This is a genomic window from Mesorhizobium sp. M0615 (assembly GCF_040320805.1).
Classification (GTDB): Bacteria; Pseudomonadota; Alphaproteobacteria; order Rhizobiales; family Rhizobiaceae; genus Mesorhizobium.
Genome location: NZ_JAMYQI010000018.1, coordinates 17,719 through 42,536 on the forward strand (window position 1 = coordinate 17,719; position 24,818 = coordinate 42,536).

Genomic DNA, 24,818 nt, shown 5'->3' on the forward strand with positions numbered 1-24,818 from the left:
CACGTTGTAGGCCCACTTGCTGGCGGCACTGCGAGGCAAAACTGCTGCCCCAGGGCCACGTGACCGTGCCGAGACGGTCGCGGGCTATGAGATGCCGTCGACGTTCTCTTGAGCCGCGACCGAAATTCGACTAGTCGAGTCAGCCGCTTCCGATGAGCGCCAGTATATCAAGCAAACGACCAGCCCGGCGTACCCGACTTGCAGAACGATCAGCGCAAGGACCGCACAGCCGAGCGCGGTCCAAATTGAACCGGCTTCGATGTAGGTCCAGATCGCCACAATGATCGCAGTGGCAGACATGCCGACCAGAAACTGTGGAAAATACATTCCTAACGCATTTCATTAATTTAGCGATTGCGCAATTAGCTGATTCTAAAATATCGCTGCAGCATGATGTCGCATCGGTTAGCGCTACCCATCCATAGAAATGGCCGCTCCAGTCTTTGGTGTGGGGGCCGCACCGGCCACCGCGCGGGAAGATACAGCCCCCGCGCTGCCTAAGATATAATCATATTAGCGATCACGCAATTAACCATGTAGGCGCTCCCAAGCCGAAACTCAGGGAATCCCTCTTGAAGGCTCAAACGAGAGGACAAGCTAATACCTTTGAGAGGCGCGGGCATGGACGACGGTATGGGCGAGCATCTTGGGGTTTTCGACCTTGACGCTTTGCGCAAGGCTTTCCTCGAGTTCGTAGAAGAGCATAAAACCACGGATCATCCTGAGTGGGGCGAACTCGCCAAGCTGTTCCTCGAAAAACAACGAGAGCGGGACCAAGAACCGGACCCTACCCAGCCGGAGGGGTGAACGCACCAGCGCTGTGTGACCGGACCGGCGCAGAAGCCATGACCAGAACAAACCGGGGATTCACGGATTCGCGGTTTCGATCTACGTTTGCTCTGAGATGGCATTGGCGTGGCGCTGGCCGGTTAGGTAAGCGAGCCCCTTGTCAGGCAGTCCGGCATGTAGGACATGACCGGCACGTCGGGGAAGCCTCAGGCTAAGTCCACCCTTTCGGCGACACGACGATTCACTTCGATAATCAATTCGAAGACGCTTTCAAGCTCGCCGTTGATCTCGTCGGCAGGAATGCCGGCCTTCTCGGCAGCTGTCATCAACTGGTCTTTCAAGTCGCCAACCGAGATGGGGTCTCCACAATGGGCAGTTGTTCGGCTACCCACTTATCGAGAAACTTCAGGCCACGGACGCTCATTTGTTAGCAACTCTCCGCACCCGCCCGCGGCCGAGTGACACCCGATCGCGCGTGACGATTCCCTCCTATGACTTCCGCATTCGGTTGTCGATTCGACTTCGAAGGCCGTGATCGGCCAGCATATGGAATCAGTCGGCCCGGTCACGCGCATCGACGGCGACAAGGTAACCGTCAGCCTCCGGCAACTGGTGACTGTCGACGCCGAGCACGTGCGCGTTGTTGAGAGCCATGTGGAGGTCGCCACTGCGAAAAAAGCCGATTGTTGACAAAGCCTAACGGCGACTGCTTCAGGAGATCAAAGGCCTCGTCGCAGGGGCAGCCGCCGGAAAGAATGGGATTCGGGCCGCTCTGGATAATTATGCGGTTCCCGAGCCAGCACGGCGACAAGCACCGAGCAGTCGAGTTCCTCGTTGAATGAAAAGTGCGGGTCGGCCTGTGGCAAGATCTGAGCCAAGCGGAGCGATTTCAACCTGGCTGTCTTGGCGGCACGTTCTGTGCATTCAACCTCATTGATCCCTTTCGCGGACCGCACTGCACCTCGACGTTCTCCCAGCCAACACATTTCCTGGTAGCCTCATTCTCACCTCCCCCAACACAAATTTCCACATTCGGATGAACCATGTCGCCCTTCATTCTGATGAAGCCCAAGCTCAAGCAGCGGACCAGATGGCCGCGATTGTGGGCTCGCACCGACCGGCGAGGTGATGCGAGCCCGGCCGAGTCTCGCGGGACCCTGGACAGGGCAGCGCCGAGTGGCTGGTGTCGGCGCTCCTCGAGTTCTTCATGGAAGGCAAACACCCAGAAACACCAAAGATGACTGTTGAACCGGCCGCTGACGCCGCCAGAGGCCGCGACCAAGTTCTAACCGCTATTTTTGAAGCATAGCAGCAGCCTATCAAGCCACGCTCTATGAAAACAATGATCCTTTGGACAATTGCGCGACATTTGCAGAGACGGCACTAGCGTCGCTGGAGTCGAGTGGCTTCAGAGTGGTGCGTTAGGCCACCTTTGCTGCCTGCACGGTTTCGGGCGAACCGTGCAGGTTGCCCAATGGGGCGACAGCGGAACAAACAGAGGATGTTCGATCATATCGCCAACGCCCTCAGAGAGCCCCGCTCAGACGTGTGGCGCCCAGTCGTTCGCCCTCGATCCTGCCGCCAAGCTGTTCCTTGGCCTCGCTGTCGGCCTAGGCGTTTGCTTTGGAATGGCGCTGGCTGGTTAGCTATCTCGCTGCGGCCGGCTGAAGTGCGACAGCAGCAAAATCTGCCGTTGAGTTTCCCCGAAAACGTAGCAGTCTCCGATTCAGCGGAGGTCGAACTTGTTGATGCATGGATGCCAAGGAAATCCTTTTCACAAAGGGCACTAAAATCTTCGGTGACATTGCTCATGGAGCCGGAGGTGGTGCCGAAGCGATGAGCAAGATAAAAGCGATGCCATCGGCTGGAATGGTGATGGTAATCCTGTCGCCGCTTTCTGCAGCTGTCGCGGCAGGTATCTCGGAAGCTCCAACCACTCTGTAAATCTGCGCCGTGACAGACGGGTTGCCGCCATCAAAAGTGAACCCGATGTCGGTCGACGTTGTGTTTTCCAATATGTCGCCGCTGCCGGCTGATATGAACCAGATCTCGGAATTGGCGCTTGAGGGCACATCATGACTGCGCACCAGGCGCCTTGCCCGAAGGTCGCCCACAGTTACGGTATCCAGCGTCCGCAACTCCCCGAAAAACTTCCATGAGACTTCGAGCCAGATATCCCGACCGGTAGCAACAGCACCAAGGTTTTTCGAGGGCGCCTTAACCGTGGGGCCAGGGACGAGCCCCCCACTATTAAGGCCGAGACAGCCGAGACCATGATCGGTGACGCGCGCCGTACATTCTGAAAGCCAATGATCGCCGCCGTGATCGCCAACGCCGCCAGGACAAGGGCAATCGCTATCCAAACAACTGACCGGCGTCGATTTCGCATCGTTGCCCCAACCCTAGGGGAAATATCAACGTATTAGCAACTGCTGTATTTCTCGTGAACCAGGATCATTCTTGCCGCACGGAGGCCACCAGTAACGATGGAAAAGGGGAACGTCATGGAATCCGTTTGCTACGCCCAAAGCTCGATCTGTTTGCTGTCGTTCTTAGTCAACACCACGATGGCGCTTATTGTTTTGACGCCATTCGCAGCGACGCGCCTGCTGGTGTTGAGGATGCGCGCGGGCTCGGGCCGAAACCTTCAACTCGCCTAAGGCGCCGTGGGCAAACCACGTTACCGAGGCGCAGATCATGCGAATATTTCTGTTGATCCTCGCCGCTGTCGCCGTGTTCTACATCTGGGACAACGTGGCGAACAAAGGGCTGTACACTGCCCAGATTGAACGCAGCGTGGGTCTAGTCGCAGGCTTCAAACTCATAAACTAGCGCATCGCGATTGGTTGCACATCATGGCCAGAAGGTTGCCGCAACCATCAGACTGCACCGATGTGGGCCATGAAATCGGCATGACGGTGTCCCTCTCGGGTGCGCTCGGTACCGTCGAGAACGTTGCAACTCAAAAATCTTGCGGTCGAGATAGCCGCCAACCGATTTGCCGAGGCACATCTTGCGCGTCGTCAAATCGTTGATGGTATTACCCGACGCCACGGACGCCTCGATGCCGCCATTGACGGAGAATAGAGGCTCCCGCCTTCGTGGCGCCATGTCGTCACCACAGGCACGCCGGTCGAAATGGCAGTACTGGGAACCTGCCAAGGGTACGACACGAAATTCGATCCTTGGCCAATGGGCCCCCGGATAGAAGTGCCATTTGTAACCAGCGTCGTCACCCACAGGATGTCATTGTTAGCGGCGTTGCCTGCGCCAGTGTTGTTAATGTTGATGGCATCGATGTAGCCCGAACAGATCACAAAGCCGGACGACAGCCCCACGAAATTGGAGATGCTCGCGCCTATCAGTTGGCTGGTGATGCCTTTGAAATCGGCGCATGTCCGGCTGATTGGACCTGCAGTTGTAAAGGCCGGCTGCGCACTGGTGACCCCAATCTTCTCGAAGTGCCGGCCGCCGCCGGTCTGGTCCTTGAAGGAATCGGTGCCGGGCGTCGGAATCTTCGCCGTGGAAGGGTTGTCGATGTTGGCTTCGATCTTCAGTGCTTCGAGCCTGCCGCTCAGACCCCGCCGAGCGCCGGACTCTTTGCGGTAGGCATTTTCCGCCGCGACGAATTCCGAGGTCGGTCTCGGGAGCTTCAGTGCTGATCTGAAGTAAGCCGCGCTGGCCATTTTCGAAGGGCGAGATGTCTTGGCAGCGATGTTCATTGCCATTATGTCCATCGCAAGCGCGATGCGTCCCGTCGCGTATGTCACGTTTGCCGAAAATATTCCCGCATAGCCGCCACCTCGGCTTTCCATCTGCCGCCGACGCGCCGGCCGAAACCTTTCCGATCTTCTGGCCGAGAGCCTCGGCGGCAACCGCCGTCTCGACCCAATCTCCAGAACTCCGATCCTCGAACTCCGTTTCGATCTCAGCGACAAGCGCCGCTATTTGCGCGAGTTGGCGTCTGATCGCTGCGAGTTTGCGCACGGTGCTCATGGGCACGTCTCGATCGATGCCGGAACCAAAGCCGTTGAGCAAAGTTTCCTTACCGAAGGGCGTTTTAGGTTTTGGAGAACTCGAAATGAAGACCATCATCCTTGGCGCATTGGCGCTTTGCTTGGCTGCGCCTGCGGTCGGGTCCGCAGAAGAAGGCATCGTCGTCCAGACCCAGCGACACCACCACCGCCATTATTGGGACGACAACAATAACGACCGTGTGGTCATCTATCGGAACGGACACCGTCTCCATCGCCGCCATCATGGCGAGCAGGCGCTTTACGACAATGGCGAGCGCGCCTGGCGCCGGCATCATCACCGGTCCAGCGACTTTGTGGTCACCGGATCGATCAACCGTCCGATGCATCACCGCCGTCACGTCGTCATTCAGCAGGACGACAACAGCGATTATGACACCGACTATTGATCGCAGTCTAACGGCCCGGCCTTCGACGAGAGCCGGGCACCGGAGGGAGGGGTTTCGCCATGACGATGCTGTTTCAACCCTTGGACTTGGACGGTCACAAGCGCAGCGAGCTTTACCATGCGGCGCGGTTGTCGATGCTCCAATGTCGTGTGTTGACGCGCTTCGATCGGGTCGAAGAGGCTGCCGATAAGGTGCAAGCAGCGGCTGAGTTGTTCGCTGAGGCGGCTCGACCTGTCGGAAGCACTCAAACGCTCGGTATGTGAGCGCCAAGTCGGCGGCGGAACCGGCAGGCGGCAACGCGCGTTGCCTTTGCATGGTCGACTATCTCAAATCGGTACTGAAGGAACTGTGTCCTGCCTGGCTCATGCGGAAGGCGGGCGTCGTAGACGTTCGCCCTGTTGAGCAGCAGCCAGCCATAAGCGATCTAATAGGTGCGGCGCCGCCGGCGCGATATCGTGGGCCGGTGCGGTCCGAGCCTCCCGACCACAGGCTTAACGAGTCCATAAGCAAGCCCAATTCGGGCTGACCCGCGACGCAGAAAGTTCGAAAAGCTTCCAGGAACCCCAGGCAAACTGGACGACGCAAACTGGACGCCGCAGACAACAATCCGGTTCACGGACATCCTGGTGAGCATTCGCATTGGAGCGGATAGTATCGTCGGCAAAAGAGGGTCCGAAAACGCCTTTCGGCAGCTCCCTCGTAGGAACGAAAAAAGAAGAGAAGCGGAACTTGCGTGTGCAGTATTTGCACACGAACCCTCATAAATATCTCATTTTATTAATCTATCTTCCCCATCATCATAGGGGCCACGGCCAGTCTATGCTCTTGATATTTCAGCATCTGTTTAACATCAGAACCTTAGAACCTACCGCACACGCTGCGTCAGCGAGACCTTCCTGCAACGCGACGTTGCGCGGCGCCAGGGCACCGACACCAAGTCGATCGCAGTGAGACGCCGAAGCCCTGTTAGCGCGCCTGAAGCCTTCGGCGAACTCATCGACCTTCATATCGACGACATGTGCGATGTAGGCAAGTCCCCTCGCCGCTCCAAGGCCGCAGCCCTCGCTATGCTCCGCCACCCTCGATCGCGAACGGCTCGTTCGCTTCGGTCGTGGTCGAGCCGCCCAGGGTGCCGGACGATGACTCTCGGTATCAACATCACCTGGGGAAGTCGTTGAGCGTCGTTTGATCCTGGATGATCTGCCTGGTCGTGATCGCGACAGCCGCTGGCAGTCTCTGACACACGATTGCGCTGAAGTCGTTCGGAATTTCCTGTGCGATGGCCGGAACAAGGCGGCCGGTCGAGAGCATCAGGGCTCAGTGATCAAGCCAATGCACAAGGTCCTGGAGAGGGTAAGACATGACTGTTTCTCCTGCCGGATTCGGCCTTCGAGTTCGCCCGACGTCAGAATTGAGATTCTCGCCGATTGTTTGACCGGCCCGATAAAATGGTTCCAAGGCGTTGACGACGGCAATGTGACCCGTGCCGAGCCATTGAAACTTGCTTGAGACGTTCCAAAATTTCGCCGGCGGGAATGGCGAGAGCCGCCAGACTCAAACACGCATGAGATTGTCTGAAGCCGAGGACCATCCATGGAAGGACCCATTTCGACCTATTTTGCATCGATTGAACCCGTGGCCCCCGACGTTTTTCTGGACCGCTTGCTGCATCCGGCGCGGCATTTCAAACAGCCCCACGACGTTTTGGCCGACGTTGCCCTGGACGCTCAGGAGAAGCGCGCCATTCTTTCGTCATGGGCATCGGATGCCTGCGCCGTAGAATCCGTGCCAGCGCTTCGCATGCTGCCGCGAGCGGGTGAACCGGTCAGCTTCGACACGATCATGGATGCGTTGCAACAGTTGGATCAATCCGATGAGCGTGCCGGTCCTGACTGCAGTGACAGCGCGGCAGTGGCCGCGTTCGTACCATTCGTCGATCGGATTTAAGGGCGACGTAGTTGTTCTTGCACCATGGACCCGTCGGCGAGTGACCCCGCCGGCGGAAGGGGTGGCATTGGTGCGTTCGCCCAGATTGCCGATGAAAATTTTCCTATTCTTGCTCTTGAAAGTGTAAGTCGCGATTCTAAATTGATGGTCGCCGGCAGCCTAATGGGGCCGGCAACACCAGGAGGCGGCAAGGCTCTTGGCGCCTTCTGTTGTCCATGTTGCTCAAAGGAGGATGTGGCTATGAAGACAAACCTCGATTTTACCCCTCTATACCGGTCCAGCATCGGCTTCGACCGCATGGTCGACATGCTTGAAAGTGCGAGTCGTGTGGCCTCGTTCGACAACTGGCCGCCCTACGATATCGCCAAGGTTGATGATGATCAGTATCGCATCACGATGGCGGTCGCCGGTTTCCCGCAGGACCAGCTGACCGTCACCTACCAGCCCAACATGCTGGTTGTGAGCGGGTCGCAATCCGGCGATGAGAACGGCCCGTATCTCTACCGCGGCATCAACGGGCGCGCTTTCGAGCGTCGGTTCGAACTGGCCGATCATGTCAAAGTCGAGGGCGCCAGCCTTGAGAACGGGCTGCTGAGCATCGATCTCAAGCGCGAGGTTCCCGAGGAGATGAAACCGCGCAAGATCGAAATCTCCAGCGGGGCTCCCATGCCGAAGATCGAGGCTCCCAAGGTCGAGACCGACAAGCTGGCCGCCTGAGCAATCCACCATGAAGGCTTTCGCTTGAGCCGGGCGTCCCGCCCGGCTCAGAGACCTACGAAAGGAGAAAGACAATGAGCGTACGTGACTTGATCCCATGGGGCCGGGGCAACGGAAACTCGGCGCCCAGTCTCTTCCCTGATGGAGATCGAGACCCCTTCGTCTCCCTCCACCGGGAGGTAAACCGGCTGTTCGATGACGCCTTCCGCAGCTTTGGCGCCAGACTGCCGGCCTTCGGTCCCTCTTTCGCCGCCAGTTGGCCGAGTGTCGAAATCTCCGACACGGACAAGGAAGTCCGCGTCACGGCGGAAATACCTGGCCTGGACGAGAGCGACATAGAAGTCCTGCTGGAAAATGGGGCGCTCAAGCTTAAAGGCGAGAAGCGTTCCGAGACCGAGGACAAGGACCGGCAGTTCTCCGAGCGCTTCTACGGTCGCTTCGAGCGCCTCATTCCGCTCGGCTACGAGGTTGAAGAAGACAAGGTCAACGCCGCCTTCAACAACGGGGTGCTGACCGTGACGTTGCCCAAGACCGAGCGGGCGCAGGCGAAGGCCAAGCGGATCGCAATCAACGGGAAGAACTGACGGATGCAGTATGGGTGGCGGCCCTTACGGCCGCTGCCCGTGCGACCCTTCATAACGGGAGGGACAGGCAATGGAGACAGTTCAAAGCAGCGACAACAGAAACCTAACCAAGACGTCCGTCTGGCCGGACAATGACAATCGGCCTCGTCTAGACGGGCCGGCTTTGTCAATGGGACGGTCAGTGTTTCCGGACGGCGCAACGGCGCGGATCTACCAGCCCTGCCGCTCGGCCATGACCTCGGCAAAGCCCCGCAAGGACTGGCGATTGGTCTTCGAACGCCGCACAGCCCCGTTCATCGAGCCGCTGATGGGCTATACCGGTGGCCGGGACACCCTGACCCAGGTTGAACTGAACTTTCCGACGCTGGAAGCGGCGATCCGTTATGCCGAGCGTCAAAGCCTCAATTACGTGGTGCAGGCGGCACCTCCTGCTTCCCCGGCCAAGATCAGGAGACAACATGTATCGGAGGAGGAACAGGCCTTTTCCGACCTGGTTTGGCAGCGGCTGCAGTTGGCTTGGCTCCAGGCAAGTCACGGCTATGGCGCCGGTGCACAGGCAGCGAACATACAGACGGCGCTTTCGGAGCCCGAGACACTCTACGCCTCTCCGATGGAGGTCGTGGACGACCCGGTGCTCGCACCCGACGAGAAACGCGCCGTGCTCAAGAACTGGGCCTGGAACGAGTATCTGATCGACCTGGCCACCGCCGAAGGCATGCCGGAAAATGCACGCCCGTCGCGATTGGACGAGGTCGAACTCGCCTTGCTGGCCTTGGAAGTCCGAAACCGGGGCTTCCAGACCAGGACCAGCCCGGTGCACTCCCGGATAGCCGCATGATAAGGCAAGAAGGAACCCACTGATCGTCTTCGACGCCCAACGGACCATCCCGAAACCCTTCCCGCTTGCGGTCGCGGCAGCGGGCGGGCGCGCGCCGACAACTTTCCCAATGCGTGGGCGCCCGATTGCGCCTCGGCAGAACGCGGCCCAGTTGTTAGGATCGCGCTGATATGGACTCCAATGAATTGGCGACAGAGGTTCCTATGTATCAATCCTTCAACGGCTCCGCCCATCCCCTGGCACCGAAAGAGATCGCGATCGCTGCCGTCCCCGAAGACGAGCGTGTCTGGGTCCCACAGGCTAAGGGCGTGTGGTTCCGACCACTTATGCTCAACACAATGCAAGGCCAGTGGTGCAATCTGCTCCGCGTACGCCGGGCCGGGATATTAAGCCGTCATCTGCATCCGGCCCCCGTGCATGGCTATGTGATCAAGGGGCGTTGGCACTATCTTGAACACGACTGGGTGGCAGAGACGGGATCTTACGTTTTCGAGCCGCCCGGTGAAATCCACACGCTCACGGTTCCAAGCGACGTGCCCGAGATGATCACCTTCTTCAACATCTCCGGCTGCATGGTTTACCTGGACAAGGACAACAAGCAGATTGGTTTCGAGGACGTTTTCACCAAGATCGACATGTGCAGAAACCACTATGCGAGCGTGGGTCTCGGTGAGGATTTCGTCGATCAATTCGTGCGGTAGGCATCCGCCCGTTTGTCTTCCGCTGCGATGAGTTCGCGCTCCGCCACAGAGGCGAAACGAGGAGATTTTGGTGACCGATTCCATATGGGCCATGCCCTTCTTCGCGGGCAAGATCGTCGTCATTACCGGAGGCACGACAGGCATCGGAAAGGGCATCGCCATGGCGTTCGCCGGGGCCGGGGCAATCGTCCACGCGACGGGGGCCACGGCCGCCGAGGTGGCGGCCGCTCGTGCATACGGCACCGCCGTCTCGTATTCAGTACTCGACGTCCGGGACATGACTGCGGTCGAAGGATATTCCAGTCAGTTCACATCCGTTGCAGCGCTCGTAAATTGCGCAGGGGTAAACCTGCGCGCCGCCGAATTCACTGTCCAGGGTTTCGAAACGGTGGTCGATATCAATCTCACCGGCTCCATGCGGAGTGCGAGCGCGTTCCGAGGGGCACTCTCGAACGGGGGCGCCATCGTCAACATCGCCTCGATGTTCGCGTTTTTCGGCGCGGCTCATGCGCCGGCTTACGCCGCATCCAAGGGCGCCATCGTGCAACTTACCAAGTCGCTCGCCATCGCCTATGCCGGGGATGCCATCCGCGTAAACGCATTGGCGCCTGGCTGGATCGAGACCGCCATGACCGCCGCGCCACGGGCCGATCCAGCTCGCAACGCGGAATTGATGAAACGCACTCCGATGGGTCGCTGGGGTACGCCGGGCGACCTGACTGGCCCCGCCTTGTTCCTGTGTTCTCCGCTCGCGGGGTTCATCACTGGGGCAATTCTGCCGGTTGACGGTGGCTATCTCATTGCGTGAGGCGTTGGCTATGCTGCGCGACCGATCTCCAAGCCTGTGTCGTCGAGATCAAGATCGAACGCGACCAGTCGACCATGCCTGACCGCAATTGCCGCCACCAACTCCGCAAGCTCGCCATCCGTATGCTCGCAAAAAGCTGCCTGTTTCCTGACAATCGTGACCGCATCCCGGGTCGATACGACAGAGAACGGCCTCCGGGATCTCACGAAGGATTCCGCAACCTCCGCGACGGATGAAGCTCGGTCAAAATTATCTTGCATACTTGCACCTCTGTACGACGCTAGCCCAAGCTCGGCCCGCGCAATTTGTTCCCACTGGCCTAATGCAGCCTGGTTGGCATCCGGCCTGGGCTCCTTGTGTGCGAAGGCCGGGAGCAACGCGACATGGCCGTCGCCGTGCCTTGGACAGTAGGCTGGACGCATTCGTCTCCACTCAACCAAAGGTCACGCCATCGGCCAGTCCTCGCTACATGCTTCAAATGCGAACACGAGCGCGACGCTACAGACGAGGAGGATCAGATGTGTCCAAGCCGCTCGCCAAAATTTCCGATCCTCGGATCACCGCAGTTCCCGCGCAACAAGTCGCCGGGAGACCTGTTTGCTCGCGTTAATTGCGGTCGACTGACTCCTGGCTCATTCGCCGCCCCGCCAGTTGGCTCCGGTCAGCCGGCCTCGTCCGTCTCCGTCATCGCTGGCCGGCGGACGATCCAATCCACCAAACCGGCTTCGGTCTGCTCGCAGGCCACGAATTCGCGCACCAGACTTCGCGCCAGCTCGCGCCATTGACACTCGGGCACGTTCATCTCCGCGATCAGATCTCGGCATGCAGCGCGTATGATGTCGGCATCGAAGGCTGACACGGCGACAGGACCACGGTCTGTATTCTTTGCTCGAGGAGTGTCGTCGCCCTGACGTTCGCGAAAGCGCCTCAGCACCTCGCGCGATGTGGCGATCGCTTGTCGGGTTTGACTCATAGCCTCGTAAAATCCAACTTCGCGGACCGGTGAGCGGTGCCGTGATAGAATGAAGTCCTCCATAACCGGATGTGCAGTGTCCGTACGCGTTGCAACCATCGCCGCCTCCCTGCAGGCGCACCCAATGCTTGCAGCTTCTGCCCGTTTTCGGGTGGCCGCCTGCATTTGTCGTGTCGCTGCTATGATCGCGTGAGTTAAAGCCGGTCAAGCGTCGCTGCAATTACAAATGTAAGTGGGGCATCCGATAAGTGGTATGCCCGCTGGCTGCGGCGGCGGCGAGTTCGTTCTTCAGACGGTCGAAGTCTTCCTCGGCGAAGCGCTCTCCGCGTTGCCGGAACGAGGAAGCAGGATCTGGACAAAATGCATGCGGCCGTGCCGCCGTTCAGGGGGCGCTATTGGCGAAAATCCGCCAATTTCCGCCAGTCGAAGACAACGCCCACTCCAGGCTCGTCGGGTGCTATCGCCAAACCACCCTGAAGCCTCAGCGGCTCAGTGGTATAATGGTCAATATCAAAACTATGCGCCTCCACCCAGCCGGCATTTGTCTGACCTGCAACGAGGCTGACATGAAGTTCCTGCATCCCGTGACTGCAGACCGGAATGCCAGCCTTGTGTGAGAGCGCTGCCACGCGCAGCCAGCCGGTGACCCCGCCGCAGTTGGAGGCGTCGGGTTGGATGTAGGCGAGATTCGACCAAGCGAAGGCATGCTCGAACTCCTCGATGACATGCAGGTTTTCTCCCATTGCCAGGGGCATTCCGGTCGCCTTGGCAATGCTGGCGTAGCCCTCATAGTCGTCGGGTATGATGGGCTCCTCGAACCACAGCAGATCGTAGGCGGCGAATGCTCTCGCTGCCTCGATCGCTCGCGGGACGTCGAGCGCGTAGTTGGCGTCAACCATAAAGGTGACATGAGGGCCGATGCGCTCGCGAACTGCCTTCACCCGGGCCACATCCTCGGCAAGGTCGTCCTTGCCGACCTTGATCTTCACCCCGGTAAAGCCGGCATTGAGATAGGAATCGATGCTGGCCAAAAGCTGATCGAGGGTGAAGTTTAGGTCGATGCCGCCGCGATAGGCCTTGGCGCTCTTCCCGGCCCCGCCCGCCATCTGCCAAAGCGGCAGGCCGCTACGCCGGCCCTTGAGGTCCCATAATGCGATGTCGATCGCCGAGATCGCGAAAGAAGCGATGCCGCCGCGCCCGACATAGTGGATGTGCCAGAGCATGCCGTCGTAGATCGTGTCGATCTGTATTGCGTCGCGAGCCTTGAGGAACGGCGCGAGGTCGTGATCGATCATTGCCTTGATCGCATAGCCGCCCCTGCCGCCGGTGTAGGTGTAGCCTGTGCCCTCGGTGCCGTCGGCAAGCCTCAGCGTGACGGTGACCAGCTCGAAATGCGTGTGCGCGCCGTGCTTGGCATCGGTCATCACCTCACGCAGTGGGACCCGAAACAGCCGGGTCTCGACTTCCTTGATTTCGGTGCGGCTCATGCTGCGCTCCATTCACGTTTTTTCATCGGACCATAATTGCACCGGCAGCGCTGACTGGCAACAATGTGGCTGATCTTTCAGCGGTAATGTGGCTGGTCTTTCAGCGGTTCTGAAGCCAATCCGTCATTTTTGGTCCTACAAAAGCATCAATCCGCTTGTGCTTTGGTCCGATTTACCTTCTAATAACAGGACCATCTGGGAGGAAAAGGCTTGCTGGATACGGAAGAGCGTCCTGAGATGCCCGCGGCTATTCTCGCCGCCCGCGCGGCCGACGCGATGGTGGCCGGCATAGAGGCCGACATCACGTCCGGAAGGCTTGGCGACGGCAGCTACCTGCCGGCCGAGCGCGAACTGATGATCGAGTATGGTGTGGGCCGGGGCGTTGTGCGTGAGGCGATTGCGCGCCTGGCCAGCCGCGGCCTGGTGGAAGCGCGTCCGCGGTTCCGACCCGTGGCGCGCCGGCCCGGCCTGGATGCCGCGCTCGGCGCCCTCGACGGCATTGTAGGACATCTGCTGAGCGACCAGGCGGGCGTGAAGAACCTCTACGACATGCGCGTCTTCCTCGAGGCGTCGCTGGCGCGCAACGCCGCCATCCATGCCCGCAAGGATGACGTCACAGCCCTGAGGGCGGCGCTGGCGATGAATGAGGCGGCCATCCCGGATTCCGAGAAATTCTATGCGACGGACGTGGCGTTCCACGCAGCGCTCTATGACATCGCGCGCAACCCGGTGCTGCCTGTCGTGCACAAGGCATTTACCGCCTGGCTGTCGCCGCATTGGATGCGCATGCCACGGTCGCCCGAGCGCAACCGCGTGAATTTCCTCAGCCATCGTGAAATCTGCACGGCCATCATTGAGCGAGATCCTGACGGCGCCGAGCGGGCGCTGCTCAACCACCTCTCGGCGGCCTGGGAGTATGTCCGCGGAACATTCGAAAGCCGTGAGGCGCCGGAAGCATGACGCAGTCCTACGACCATATCGTGGTGGGCGGCGGAGCAGCCGGCTGCGTCGCGGCGGCAAGGCTTGTCAAAGCGGGACGGCGAACCCTGCTGCTGGAGGCCGGCCATTCCCATCATCACCCCTTGCTCGACATGCCGCCCGGCATCTTCAAGATGATCAACGGCTCGAAATTCATGCGCTATCACCGCACCGAGCCGCAGGCCCATCTCGACGGGCGCGTCCATGAAATCTCGCAAGGCAACGTGCTGGGCGGCGGCACCTCGGTCAACGCCCAGGTCTACATGCGAGGCCGCTCGGCCGATTATGAGGAGTGGGACGAGCTGCTGCGCGGCAACAATGCCGGCGTACGCTGGAACTGGCAGGCGGTGCTGCCGCATTTCACCGGCATGGAGGGAAACAACCGCCTCGGCGGCGAACTGCATGGCAGCGAAGGTCCGCTGCTGGTCTCGGATCCAGGCCACATCGATGATGTTTCCCGTTGGTTCGTCCAGGCCGTCCAAGGCCTTGGATTGCCGTACAACCATGACTTCAACGGACCGTCGCAGCGCGGGGTCGGCTTCTACCAGTTCATGAACCGGCGGGGAAAGCGAAGCAGCGCCGCCTATGCCTTCATCGAGCCGCTGACGAATGATCCCAAGCTGACGCTGAAACTCAATTGCACAGTCAGCCGGCTGCTGATCGAAAAAGGTCGGGTCACCGGCGTCGTCTATTCGGATGCGTCGGGCGCCGAGCATACCGTCCATGCGGATGCCGACGTGATCGTCTCGTCCGGTGCCCTCGTCTCGCCAAAATTGCTCATGCTGTCCGGCATCGGCCCCGCCGAGGCGCTTGCCGGGCACGGCATTTCCTGCGTCGCCGACCTGCCTGGGGTCGGCGAAAACCTGATCGACCATCCGGAGGTGCCGATCATCGCCATCGCAAACGGCCCATACGGCTATTTCAGGCAGGGCCAAGGCTGGCGGATGATCAGGAACGGCCTGCATTTCAAGCTCTTCGGCACCGGCACGATCCTGTCAGCGGGGGTGGAGGCCGGAGCCTTCGTCAATCCGGCCGATCCCGAGGGCGAACCGACGATCCAGGCCTTCTGCGTACCGCACGTCTATCTGGACCGCGATATCCTGACCTTGGTCGAGAACACCTATGGGCTTACCGTGACGACAGTGGTGGTGAAGCCAAAGTCGCGCGGTTTCGTGAGGCTGCGTTCGGCGGATCCGAAGGACATGCCGATCGTTTCGCCGAACCTCCTTAAACATCCCGACGACATGCGGGAAATGATCTCCGGCCAGCGTTATTTCCTGCAGGCTTTTCAGACCAAGCCGCTCGCCGATCGGGTCAAGGCCATTGCCGTGCCAGGCCAGGATGATCTCAGCGACGAAGCCATGACAAAGCATTGCAAGCGCTTTGTGAAGACCAACTACCACCCGGCCGGGACATGCCGGATGGGCTCGGACAGCGACCGGATGGCGGTGCTGGACGCGGCGCTGCGCGTGCGCGGAATAGACAATCTGCGGGTTGCCGACATGTCGGCCTGCCCCAACATCAATGCCGGCAATACGGCGGCGCCCGCCATGATGCTGGGCGACCGCTGCGCCGACTTCATTTTGGAGGCGGCATAGCGCCTGATCCAGCTTCCCGACGGCGTCATCGCCGAAGCCGTCTGGGCCGATATCGTGAGGAAATTACACAGTCGCTGAAAGCGACGATAAAGGAGGAAAGAGCATGATCATTACCCGTCGAAAACTACTGGTTGGCTCCGCCGCCGGCGCGGTCGCGCTGACACTCGGCTCACGCGCCTTCGCGGCGCTCCCGCCGCTCGCCAAGAAGGACAAGTACAAGGTCGGTTTCGCCCAGACGGAAAGCAACAATCCGTGGCGTCTTGCCGAGACCAAGAGCATGCAGGACGAAGCCGCCAAGCTTGGCCATCAGCTGGTCTACACGGATGCCGCCGGTTCGTCGGCCAAGCAGGCCTCCGACGTGAACTCGATGATCGCGCAGGGCGTCGACGCAATCTTCCTGCCGCCCCGCGAAGACAAGCCGCTGGTGCCGGTCATTCTTGCCGCGCGCGATGCCGGTATACCGGTGTTTCTGGTCGACCGCGACGTTGATCACACCATGGCCAAGCCGGGCGAGGATTATGTCTGCTTCATCGGTTCGGATTTCATCGAGGAGGCGACCCGCGTCGGCGAATGGCTGGTCAAGAACGCCAATGGCAAGTCGAAGATCATCGAGCTGGAAGGCACGACCGGAGCCTCGGCCGCTACCGACCGCAAGAAAGGCTTCGACGATTTCATCGCCAAGCACTCGCAGTTCACCATCCTGGCGTCGCAGTCCGGCGACTTCGCCCGTGACAAGGGCCGGCAGGTCGCCGAGACGCTGCTTCAGGCGCACCCTGATGCGGATATCATCTACGCGCATAATGATGAGATGGCGCTGGGCGCCATCGCCGCTTTGGAAGCAGCCGGCAAGACCCCGGGCAAGGATGTGCTGATCTTGTCGATCGACGGCGAGAAGGAAGGCGTCCAGGCGATCATTGACGGCAAGATCGGCGCTATCTGCGCTTGCAGCCCGCTGTTCGGGCCGAAGGCCTTCGCTACGATGGCCGACTATGCGGCCGGCAAGAAGATCCCGCCGTTCATCAAGAACGAGGATGCCTTCTTCGACGCCACGAACGCGAAGAAAGACTTCGATATTGCGTTCTGATATCCACTTTCTTTCCAGTTGCCCTACCCGCTTCGGCGGGTAGGGTTTGGGAGTTTGACGATGACCGCTCAGCCGGACCAAGCCGCGCTGCTCCTGGACATGCGTAACATCCAGAAGCGTTTTGCCGGCATCCCTGCCCTGGCCGATGCCTCGCTCCAGGTTCTTCCGGGCGAGATCCACGCACTCATCGGCCAGAACGGTGCGGGCAAATCGACACTTATCAAGGTGCTCACCGGCTATTACCGCCGGGATGCGGGGCAGGTGCTGTTCGAACGGAAGCCGTTCGAAGTTGGGTCTCCGCATCAGGCGCAGGTCAGCGGCATCAGCACCATCTACCAGGAGATCAATCTCGTACCGCTGCGCTCGGTGACCGAGAACATCTGCCTTGGACGCGAGAAGCGCCGCCGCGGCCTGCTCGACTGGAGCGCGATGCATGCGGAAGCCGAGCGCCTGCTCAGCCGCTTCTCGATCGGCATCGACGTGCGCCGCCCGCTCAGCGATTTCAACACCGCCACGCAGCAGATGGTGGCGATCGCCCGCGCCATCGGCTTTTCCGCCCGCCTCGTGATCATGGATGAGCCGACCTCCTCGCTAGACGAGCGTGAAGTCTCGGTCTTGTTCAGCGTTATCCGTCAGCTCAAGGCCGACGGCGTCTCCGTTCTGTTCGTCAGCCACAAGCTCGACGAGTTGTACGAGGTCTGCGACCGGGTCACGATCATGCGTGACGGCCGCACGGTGCGAAGCGCGGCGATGAGCGACATCGGCAAGCTGGAGCTGGTCGCGGCCATGCTCGGCCGCGACGTCGCAGCCGTCGAAGGCCATGCGACCGCGTTCGGCGAACGCGATCGGTCGAGGATCGGTGATGTGCTGTTTACCGCGCAAGGGCTGGCGGCCGGCCAGTTGGTGCGTGACGTGAGCTTCGACCTGCGCCGCGGCGAGATCGCCGGCTTTGCCGGCTTGCTCGGCGCCGGCCGCACCGAAACAGCCCGCCTCGTATTCGGCGCCGACCGCCGGAGCGCAGGCGAGATGACGATGGAGGGCGCGTCCTACCACCCCGCACGTGCCGCTGATGCCATCGCCGCAGGGATGGGCTTCTGCACTGAGGACCGCAAGGCCGAGGGCATCGTGCCGGAAATGACCGTCGCGGAGAACATAACACTGGCACTGCTGCCGAAAATCAGCCGCAATGGCATCCTGAACGAGGCCCGGCAGAAGGAGATCGTCGAGCGCTTCATTCGTGAACTCGACATCAAATGCTCGGGGCCTAACCAGAAGGTCCGCGAGTTGTCGGGCGGCAACCAGCAAAAGGTGCTGCTTGCCCGCTGGCTGGCAATGAACCCGAAGCTGCTCATTCTCGATGAGCCGACGCGCGGCATCGATGTCGGGGCCAAGGCCGAGATCCAGCGCCTCATCCGCAAGCTTGCCGATGACGGGCTCGGCGTGCTGATGATCTCCTCGGAACTCGAGGAAGTGATGGAAGGAGCCGACCGCATATTCGTGCTGCGCGAAGGAGTGAGGGTGGCCGAACTGGAAGGCCAGGCAGCCGACGAGGAGGACGTGCTCGCGGCGATGGCGCATGGCGGCGCGGCGAAGGAGGCAGCGTGAGCGATCTGGCCACACCATCCGCAGCCAACGACGCTGGAAACCGCCGCTTTGATGTGTTCGGTTTCCTGGCGCGCTACGGCACGGTGATCGCGCTTGTGCTGCTGGTGGTCTTCAACCTTGCCTATACGCGCAATTTCGCGACGCTGCAGACACTCAACGTCAACCTAACCCAGGTCTGCACGATTGTGATCGTCGCGGTGGGGATGACCCTGGTGATCGCCACCGGCGGCATCGACCTGTCGGTTGGTTCGCTGATGGCGATCTCCGGCGCATTGGCGCCGATGATCTTCATGGGCACGATCTTCCCGGTCGGAAACATCTATCTGGCGGTAGCCGTCGCGATGATTGCCTCGATCCTCGTCGCCGGCCTGTTCGGGCTGTTCAATGGCTGGTTGGTCTCGCGTTTCCGCATCCAACCTATTGTTGCAACGCTCGTGCTGTTCATCGCCGGGCGCGGGATCGCGCAGGTCATGACCAACGGCAATCTGCAGACCTTCCGCGTGCCGCAATTCCAGTGGATCGGACTTGCCCGCCCGCTCGGCATTCCCGCGCAGGTCATCATCATGGCCGTGCTGGTTGCGGCGGCCGCTTGGGCCCTTCACCGCACAGTGTTCGGGCGAAGCATCCTGGCGGTCGGCGGCAATGAAAAGGCCTCTGAACTCGCCGGCATCGCCGTATCGAGGATCAAGCTCGCCGTCTATGCGATCAGCGGCCTGTGCGCGGGGCTAGCCGGTCTCGTCGTCATTGCGATCAACTCCTCCAGCGACGCCAATCTCGTCGGGCTGGGCATGGAACTCGACGCCATCGCGGCGGTCGCGGTGGGCGGCACGCTGTTGAGTGGTGGAAAGGCCACAATCATCGGCACCCTGCTGGGCGCTCTGACCATCCAGTTGGTGCGCTACACGCTGCTTGCAAATGGCGTGCCCGACGCCGCTGCGCTCGTCGTCAAGGCCGGCATCATCGCATTCGCCGTCTGGCTGCAGCAGCAACACCGGGGGTAATTCATGAACAGCGCCAGACTGGTTCGCATCATCGGCACCTATGGTGTCGTCATCGCGCTTGCAGCCCTCGTCCTGTTCGGATTCCTGCGTTACGACCGCTTCCTCGGCCTCTTCAACGTGATGAGTGTTCTGCGCTACAACTCGATGTTCGCGCTCGTCGCGCTCGGCATGTGCTTCGTGATCATGACCGGCGGCATAGACCTGTCCGTCGGCTCCGTCGCCGCCTTGGGCAGCGTCGCGTCGGCCCTGGCGAGCCCGCACGGCATCGTGGCAGGCCTTGCAGCGGGCGTTGGCGCCGGCCTAGCAGCCGGGCTGATCAACGCGCTCCTGGTTACGCGCGGCAACCTGATGCCTTTCATCGCCACGCTTGCCACCATGCTGGCCGCAAGCGGCTCGGCGCTGCTTCTGGCCGGCAACCAGACCGTTTCGGTGTCTTACGATTCGGGTTTCACCGCCATCGGCCAAGGGAATTTCTGGATTTTCCCGATTCCGGCAGTCATCGCCCTGGTTGCCTATGCCGTCGGCTCAGTGGTCCTGAACTACACCAGCACGGGACGGACGGTGCTGGCCATCGGCGGCGGCGAGGATGCCTCGCGGCTGATGGGGCTGCGCACGGACCGCGTCAAATTTCTCGTCTATGTCGCAAGCGGGTGCCTGGCCGGGCTCGCCGGCGTCGTCCTCGCTTCTCAGTTCGGCGCAGGCCAGCCGATCGAGGGCGTCGGCTGGGAACTGTTTGCCATCGCAGCGGTCGTCGTGGGCGGGACGCTGCTGACCGGCGGCTCTGGCTCGGTGTTGACCACGCTGGCCGGCGTGCTGTTGCTCGGGATCCTTTTCAACGTCCTGAACTTCGAAAACGGCATGGGCTGGATTTCGCTGTCAGCCTACTGGCAGTCGGTGATCCGCGGGCTGTTTTTGCTCGTCGTCGTCCTTCTCCAGGCACGGCTTACGGCAAGGCGCGAAACTGCCTGAGGATGGCGAGCGCCTTCGAGCACGATGGCGCTGCAGAATCAGTGCGCGTGCGCACCCGGCCGATGAGCGCATCCCGCAGACTTTCTGCGGCGATGCTTCCCCGGTGCACCTGGGGTCCGACACCCTTGGAGCGGGATCCGCAAGCGGATCCTGGTGCAGTCACATGGCCGTCCTGGAGACGGTCATTTCCCGGCGACCGCCACGAACACGGACTGCCCCTGCCTTTCCAGCCGAAACAGGATGGGCTTGCTCTGCCGGCGAGAGTTCGCCCACTCCTCGACGATATCCGAAGGCTCCGTCACGCGGCGATTGTTGGCCGATATGATGACATCGCCGGGCTGCAATCCGCTCCGGGCGGCAAGGCCATCGGGAACCACTTCCACGACGAAGACGCCGGTTGTTCCTGATTTGATGCCTAGCTGCTGACGCGCCTGATCCGGAATCGGGCTGAGGGATAGGCCGAGGCCTTCGGCCGCCGACTTCTTGTCGGGAACAGCGCCGGTCTTCACCTCCGCATCCTTGCGCTCACCGATGACAAGCGCGATCTCCTGGTCCTTGCCGCCGTTACTCCGTGTCAGAGTGGCCTTGCTGCCAGGCTTCTGGCTAGCCGTCGCAAGCGTGAGGTCATGGACACCCTCAATGCCCTTGCCGTTGAACCGGGTGATCACGTCACCCGGCTTCAAGCCGGCTTTCTCCGCCGGGCTGCCGGGCTCGACCGAAGCAACCAGCGCGCCCTTGTCATCCTTCATCCCGAGGGCCTCAGCCAGCGACGGCGTGATGTCCTGCAGGCGGACCCCGATGAAGCCACGCTCGATCCGGCCGGTTCTGATCAACTGGTCGGCGATGCTTTGGGCGGTGCGCGATGGCACCGCAAACCCGATCCCGATGCTGCCGCCGGACGGCGAGACGATGGCGGTGTTGACGCCGATCACCTCGCCACGTGCGTTGAACAGCGGACCGCCCGAGTTGCCTCGGTTGATCGACGCGTCCGTCTGGAGAAAATCGTCGTACGGCCCGGCTTGAATGTCTCGCGAGCGGGCCGAAAGAACGCCGACAGTGACAGTCCCTCCGAGCCCGAAGGGACTGCCGATCGCGATTGTCCATGCGCCCGGCTGCATTGCATCCGAGTCACCCCATTTGGTCGTGGTCATGTTGGGCCGCGGGTCGACCTTCAGCACCGCTATATCGGTGGCGGGGTCACGGCCGACCAATTGCGCCGGCGCCGTTTCCTTGTCGGAAAATACGACATGGATCTCTGTCGCATCGGCAACGACATGGTTGTTGGTGACGATGTAGCCGTCGGCACTGATCACAAATCCGGAGCCAAGCGCCTCCCTCACCTGCGGCTGAACGGGTCCGAGGCCCTGGCCGTCGAACGGACTTGTAAAGTCGCCCGCCGTCGTCTGGTCCTGGACAACCTCCCGGGTCGTGATCGCGACCACGGCCGGCAATTTCTGCTGGATGATCGCTGTGAAGTCGGTCGGGGTATCCTGGGCCAGGACAGGCGCCACGCCACTGGCCGAGAGCATCAGCGCAACCGCGATCAAGCGCGTTGCAAATCGTCTTTGCATATCGTGAGACATTGCTGGACCTCCTGCCGGACAGCCCCGGCCGCTCGGCCGCGCCGCGCGGAGCCGGTGCTCCGGACGCTAGAACTGCCAACAAAGCTGTTTGTTTCAGCCCCCCGGAAAAATGGCACGGCCAGGAAAAATAGCCCGACCGCGGGGGTCCGGAAGGCAGCAGCCGGGAACCATTGAGGCCGTCGAGTTCAACCGTCCACAGGACTGGTCCCGGACGTAGCAGAAATCAGCAAAGCGACTGCGTCAGCTCCGGCAAATGCCCGATATGCCCATGGAGCCAACCTAGCGGCTGAGGTGCCTCTACCGGCCCTGGTGCGAAAAGGATCTGCAATGAAAGAGGGAGCTCCACAGCCGCTGAGAGACGCGGCTGTGATCACCACCGCTCGAACTCCCTCAAGGGAACAAAAGGGTACCAACTAAGTTCGGCCCCATAATGAGGATGCCTATATGGACCTGTTGCCCCAGTCAGCCGAACACACCGTCTCCCCGCCGCCCGCTCCAGACCTTCACCGGCTTTTGTTCGATCCAAACTTGCGTATACACGGCTTGATTGATGACACTGTCGTCACCAAAGCCTTGGACGATTTGAAAGCCGTGCGTTCCGGGGAAGACGATCTCTACGTTGAAATCGACACGCCCGGAGGCGACGCCGACGGCGCGCGACGTCTAGCTCTAGAGTTCAAACTTTTTCTGAAACACTCGGGCCGCAACGGCTACATCATTGGCAAGAATACGGTTTACTCTGCCGGGGTAACGGTCCTTGCCGCTTTCCCGAAAGCCTGCAGGTTCCTTTGCCCGCAAGCAGTCCTGCTGATTCATGAAAGAAGGCTTGAGAAAGACTTGGTTCTGAATGGACCAATTCGAAGCTGTCTTCAGATCGTTCGCGAACAACTTGCGCTGTTGGAAACGGCAGAGCGACTCGAGAATGAAGGGTTCGCCGATCTCGTCCAAGGTTCTCGAACATCGCTGGAAGAGCTGCGCGACCATGCCCTGAACAGCTGCTACCTGATGGCAGCAAGAGCTTTGGAGCTAGGCCTTGTTGAAGACATTGCCCATTAACTTGATGCCTCGATGGAAACGGCAGAGCGGAGTCCAACACGTTTCCCCTCACTCATGTCGGCGGCGACCATGAACGACGAGGTTGACAAGATAGAGCGGACCGGCGGCTGTCTTTGCGGGTCTGTGAGGTATGTTGTTGCCGGCGCGCCGTTGCGCGTTGGCTTGTGTCATTGCCAGGATTGCAAGCGAACCAGCGGCAGCACCTACAGTGCCTTTGCCGTGTGGCCACGGTCGGCTTACCAGTGCAAGGGCGAGCTTGCGGCGTTCAACGGCAGAGGTTTTTGTCCGGCATGCGGGTCGCGCGTGGTGAATCTCCGCGACGACGAAGCCGAGATCATGATCGGCACTCTCGACGATGCGCCAAACGACCTTCTCCCGACATACGAGCTTTGGACCCCCCGGCGCGAAGCCTGGCTCCACAACCTGCCTTGGGCTGACCAATTCGCGGGCGATCGCACCGAAGAAGGCCAAAATTGGCGCGAAGCCCGACGAGTATGACCATGCTCGAATGGCCCTCCACCCCTTGAACCGTGAAAGTCAGCTTGATGCGCGATGAATCACTCAAGTTCTTGAAGGAAATTGTGGCGACCCCGTCGCCGAGCGGCTTTGAGCAACCCGTAGCGGAGCTTTTCCGCGAGTATGTTCGTCCGTATGCCCACAGGTTGACGACGGACGTCATGGGCAATGTCACGGCGATCATCAATCCTGAGGCGTCTATGCGCTTCATGTATGCCGGGCACATGGATGAGGTCGGCTTCATCGTCCATTACATCGACGATGACGGCTTTCTTTTCTTCAGCACCATAGGTGGAACGGACGTTGCCACTGAAATCGGCCAGCGTGTCTGGGTGCACGGCAAGGAGCCGATCCTGGGCGTCGTAGGTCGCAAAGCAATCCAGACCTTCAAAGCCTCTGACACGTCTCAAACTCCCTCGCTGATGGAACTATGGATCGATATCGGCGCGAGTTCGCGAGAGGAAGCGTTGAAGGTCGTAGAGGTCGGCAGCGCGGTCACTATCCACGGCGAGTTTGCGGCGCTACAGGGCAACCTTGCTGTCGGACGAGCGTTCGACAACAAGGTTGGCCTCCTCATCGGCGCCGAGGTCCTGCGCTGCCTCTCCGAGGAGGGAGGCGTTCACCCCGGCGTGGGCCTCTATATCCTGGGTACGGTTCAAGAGGAAATTGGGTCCCGAGGCGCGATGACCTCAGCGTTCAACATCGCACCTCGAACCGGCCTCGCAATCGATATGGGCGTGGCGATGGACTATCCGCGCGCTCGCGCCGAGGATCAGGGCAAACTGGACCTTGGGAAAGGGCCGGCAATCACTCAAGGCGCGAACACCAACCCGGTGGTGTTCAATCTGCTGAAGTCGGTGGCCGAGAAAGAGGGCCTACCTTATCAGCTTCAGGCGGTGGGCAGCTCAAGCCCTACCGACGCGCGTGTCATGCAGCAGAACCGAGGCGGCGTCGCAAGTGGAGTGCTCTCCGTGCCTTTGCGTTACATGCATACCCCGTCCGAAGTTGTTTGCCTGGATGATGTGCAAACGACGATTGACCTTGTTTGTGCATATTGCCGGCAATTGACGCCGGAGATCGACTTCACGCCAAGATGATCGCGGCGGGATTGATTGTGGAAGTCCTAGCTCCAACAGTCGCTGATCTGGTGCCTGTCGGCCA

25 protein-coding genes are annotated in these 24,818 nt (G+C 60.6%); 19 read left to right on the forward strand and 6 right to left on the reverse strand.

The annotated features are described in order from the left end of the window. Positions 1 to 84: 84 nt before the first annotated feature. Positions 85 to 327 (reverse strand): exopolysaccharide production repressor protein, encoded by a 243-nt coding sequence (locus NKI46_RS26470; RefSeq protein ID WP_023738766.1) that lies wholly within the window; start codon positions 325 to 327, stop codon positions 85 to 87. A gap of 294 nt (positions 328 to 621) precedes the next feature. On the opposite strand from NKI46_RS26470, the gene NKI46_RS26475 reads away from it, so the two are divergent. Next, on the forward strand, positions 622 to 807 hold the full coding sequence (locus tag NKI46_RS26475; protein WP_023738765.1) for a hypothetical protein: 186 nt from the start codon (positions 622 to 624) through the stop codon (positions 805 to 807). 188 nt (positions 808 to 995) lie between these two features. On the opposite strand, the gene NKI46_RS26480 is transcribed toward NKI46_RS26475, so the two are convergent. Continuing rightward, positions 996 to 1,130 carry a DUF768 domain-containing protein gene (locus NKI46_RS26480; RefSeq protein WP_023738764.1) on the reverse strand — a complete coding sequence of 45 codons (135 nt, stop codon included), beginning with the start codon at positions 1,128 to 1,130 and terminating at the stop codon, positions 996 to 998. A gap of 1,411 nt (positions 1,131 to 2,541) precedes the next feature. On the opposite strand from NKI46_RS26480, the gene NKI46_RS26485 reads away from it, so the two are divergent. Next, positions 2,542 to 2,733 (forward strand): hypothetical protein, encoded by a 192-nt coding sequence (locus NKI46_RS26485; protein WP_023738762.1) that lies wholly within the window; start codon positions 2,542 to 2,544, stop codon positions 2,731 to 2,733. Between the two features lie 1,079 nt (positions 2,734 to 3,812). On the opposite strand, the gene NKI46_RS26490 is transcribed toward NKI46_RS26485, so the two are convergent. Further along, complete coding sequence (locus tag NKI46_RS26490) at positions 3,813 to 4,511, reverse strand: hypothetical protein (RefSeq protein WP_156929784.1); 699 nt, start codon at positions 4,509 to 4,511, stop codon at positions 3,813 to 3,815. 359 nt (positions 4,512 to 4,870) lie between these two features. Here NKI46_RS26490 and NKI46_RS26495 point away from each other — a divergent pair, with 359 nt between their 5' ends. From NKI46_RS26495 to NKI46_RS26530, 8 genes are all read left to right on the forward strand, one after another. Continuing rightward, positions 4,871 to 5,212, forward strand: a complete 342-nt coding sequence (locus tag NKI46_RS26495) for a hypothetical protein (protein WP_023738757.1) — start codon at positions 4,871 to 4,873, stop codon at positions 5,210 to 5,212. Positions 5,213 to 5,271: 59 nt separating this feature from the next. Further along, a complete protein-coding gene (locus NKI46_RS26500) occupies positions 5,272 to 5,475 on the forward strand; it encodes a hypothetical protein (RefSeq protein ID WP_023738756.1) in 204 nt (67 codons plus the stop codon). 1,330 nt (positions 5,476 to 6,805) lie between these two features. Next, positions 6,806 to 7,159, forward strand: a complete 354-nt coding sequence (locus NKI46_RS26505) for a hypothetical protein (RefSeq protein ID WP_023738755.1) — start codon at positions 6,806 to 6,808, stop codon at positions 7,157 to 7,159. A 240-nt stretch (positions 7,160 to 7,399) separates the two neighbouring features. After that, positions 7,400 to 7,876, forward strand: a complete 477-nt coding sequence (locus tag NKI46_RS26510) for an Hsp20 family protein (RefSeq protein ID WP_023738754.1) — start codon at positions 7,400 to 7,402, stop codon at positions 7,874 to 7,876. Positions 7,877 to 7,950: 74 nt separating this feature from the next. Further along, on the forward strand, positions 7,951 to 8,460 hold the full coding sequence (locus NKI46_RS26515) for an Hsp20/alpha crystallin family protein (protein ID WP_023738753.1): 510 nt from the start codon (positions 7,951 to 7,953) through the stop codon (positions 8,458 to 8,460). Between the two features lie 181 nt (positions 8,461 to 8,641). Then, positions 8,642 to 9,298 carry an NADH dehydrogenase ubiquinone Fe-S protein 4 gene (locus NKI46_RS26520; protein ID WP_245260418.1) on the forward strand — a complete coding sequence of 219 codons (657 nt, stop codon included), beginning with the start codon at positions 8,642 to 8,644 and terminating at the stop codon, positions 9,296 to 9,298. A 203-nt stretch (positions 9,299 to 9,501) separates the two neighbouring features. Continuing rightward, positions 9,502 to 9,999 (forward strand): 2,4'-dihydroxyacetophenone dioxygenase family protein, encoded by a 498-nt coding sequence (locus tag NKI46_RS26525; RefSeq protein ID WP_031253402.1) that lies wholly within the window; start codon positions 9,502 to 9,504, stop codon positions 9,997 to 9,999. A 70-nt stretch (positions 10,000 to 10,069) separates the two neighbouring features. Further along, entirely contained in the window at positions 10,070 to 10,807 is a 738-nt protein-coding gene (locus NKI46_RS26530) for an SDR family oxidoreductase (protein ID WP_245260417.1), read from the forward strand. Between the two features lie 661 nt (positions 10,808 to 11,468). On the opposite strand, the gene NKI46_RS26535 is transcribed toward NKI46_RS26530, so the two are convergent. Both NKI46_RS26535 and NKI46_RS26540 read right to left on the reverse strand, forming a co-directional pair. Beyond that, positions 11,469 to 11,879 carry a hypothetical protein gene (locus tag NKI46_RS26535; RefSeq protein WP_023738748.1) on the reverse strand — a complete coding sequence of 137 codons (411 nt, stop codon included), beginning with the start codon at positions 11,877 to 11,879 and terminating at the stop codon, positions 11,469 to 11,471. Between the two features lie 293 nt (positions 11,880 to 12,172). Continuing rightward, complete coding sequence (locus NKI46_RS26540) at positions 12,173 to 13,267, reverse strand: mandelate racemase/muconate lactonizing enzyme family protein (RefSeq protein ID WP_023738747.1); 1,095 nt, start codon at positions 13,265 to 13,267, stop codon at positions 12,173 to 12,175. A gap of 210 nt (positions 13,268 to 13,477) precedes the next feature. Between NKI46_RS26540 and NKI46_RS26545 the strand changes: the two genes are divergently transcribed. The 6 genes from NKI46_RS26545 (at position 13,478) to NKI46_RS26570 (ending at position 20,502) form a co-directional block, all read left to right on the forward strand. Then, positions 13,478 to 14,227, forward strand: a complete 750-nt coding sequence (locus tag NKI46_RS26545; RefSeq protein ID WP_023682469.1) for an FCD domain-containing protein — start codon at positions 13,478 to 13,480, stop codon at positions 14,225 to 14,227. Continuing rightward, positions 14,224 to 15,843: a GMC family oxidoreductase gene (locus NKI46_RS26550; RefSeq protein ID WP_023738746.1), complete on the forward strand. Its 1,620-nt coding sequence runs from the start codon at positions 14,224 to 14,226 to the stop codon at positions 15,841 to 15,843. The genes NKI46_RS26545 and NKI46_RS26550 overlap by 4 nt, the downstream gene beginning before the upstream one ends. A 103-nt stretch (positions 15,844 to 15,946) precedes the next feature. Next, on the forward strand, positions 15,947 to 16,927 hold the full coding sequence (locus tag NKI46_RS26555) for an ABC transporter substrate-binding protein (protein ID WP_023672664.1): 981 nt from the start codon (positions 15,947 to 15,949) through the stop codon (positions 16,925 to 16,927). A gap of 60 nt (positions 16,928 to 16,987) precedes the next feature. Next, complete coding sequence (locus tag NKI46_RS26560) at positions 16,988 to 18,532, forward strand: sugar ABC transporter ATP-binding protein (protein WP_023738745.1); 1,545 nt, start codon at positions 16,988 to 16,990, stop codon at positions 18,530 to 18,532. After that, on the forward strand, positions 18,529 to 19,533 hold the full coding sequence (locus NKI46_RS26565; RefSeq protein ID WP_502896842.1) for an ABC transporter permease: 1,005 nt from the start codon (positions 18,529 to 18,531) through the stop codon (positions 19,531 to 19,533). The genes NKI46_RS26560 and NKI46_RS26565 overlap by 4 nt, the downstream gene beginning before the upstream one ends. 3 nt (positions 19,534 to 19,536) lie before the next feature. After that, complete coding sequence (locus tag NKI46_RS26570) at positions 19,537 to 20,502, forward strand: ABC transporter permease (protein WP_023672667.1); 966 nt, start codon at positions 19,537 to 19,539, stop codon at positions 20,500 to 20,502. 182 nt (positions 20,503 to 20,684) lie between these two features. On the opposite strand, the gene NKI46_RS26575 is transcribed toward NKI46_RS26570, so the two are convergent. Next, positions 20,685 to 22,085, reverse strand: coding sequence for a Do family serine endopeptidase (locus tag NKI46_RS26575; protein WP_023707500.1), 1,401 nt, complete (start codon positions 22,083 to 22,085; stop codon positions 20,685 to 20,687). Between the two features lie 444 nt (positions 22,086 to 22,529). Here NKI46_RS26575 and NKI46_RS26580 point away from each other — a divergent pair, with 444 nt between their 5' ends. From NKI46_RS26580 to NKI46_RS26590, 3 genes are all read left to right on the forward strand, one after another. Beyond that, entirely contained in the window at positions 22,530 to 23,141 is a 612-nt protein-coding gene (locus NKI46_RS26580) for an ATP-dependent Clp protease proteolytic subunit (RefSeq protein ID WP_023672669.1), read from the forward strand. Positions 23,142 to 23,210: 69 nt separating this feature from the next. Further along, entirely contained in the window at positions 23,211 to 23,639 is a 429-nt protein-coding gene (locus tag NKI46_RS26585) for a GFA family protein (RefSeq protein WP_050588073.1), read from the forward strand. Between the two features lie 47 nt (positions 23,640 to 23,686). Next, a complete protein-coding gene (locus NKI46_RS26590; protein ID WP_023672671.1) occupies positions 23,687 to 24,754 on the forward strand; it encodes a M42 family metallopeptidase in 1,068 nt (355 codons plus the stop codon). Positions 24,755 to 24,818: the final 64 nt, after the last annotated feature.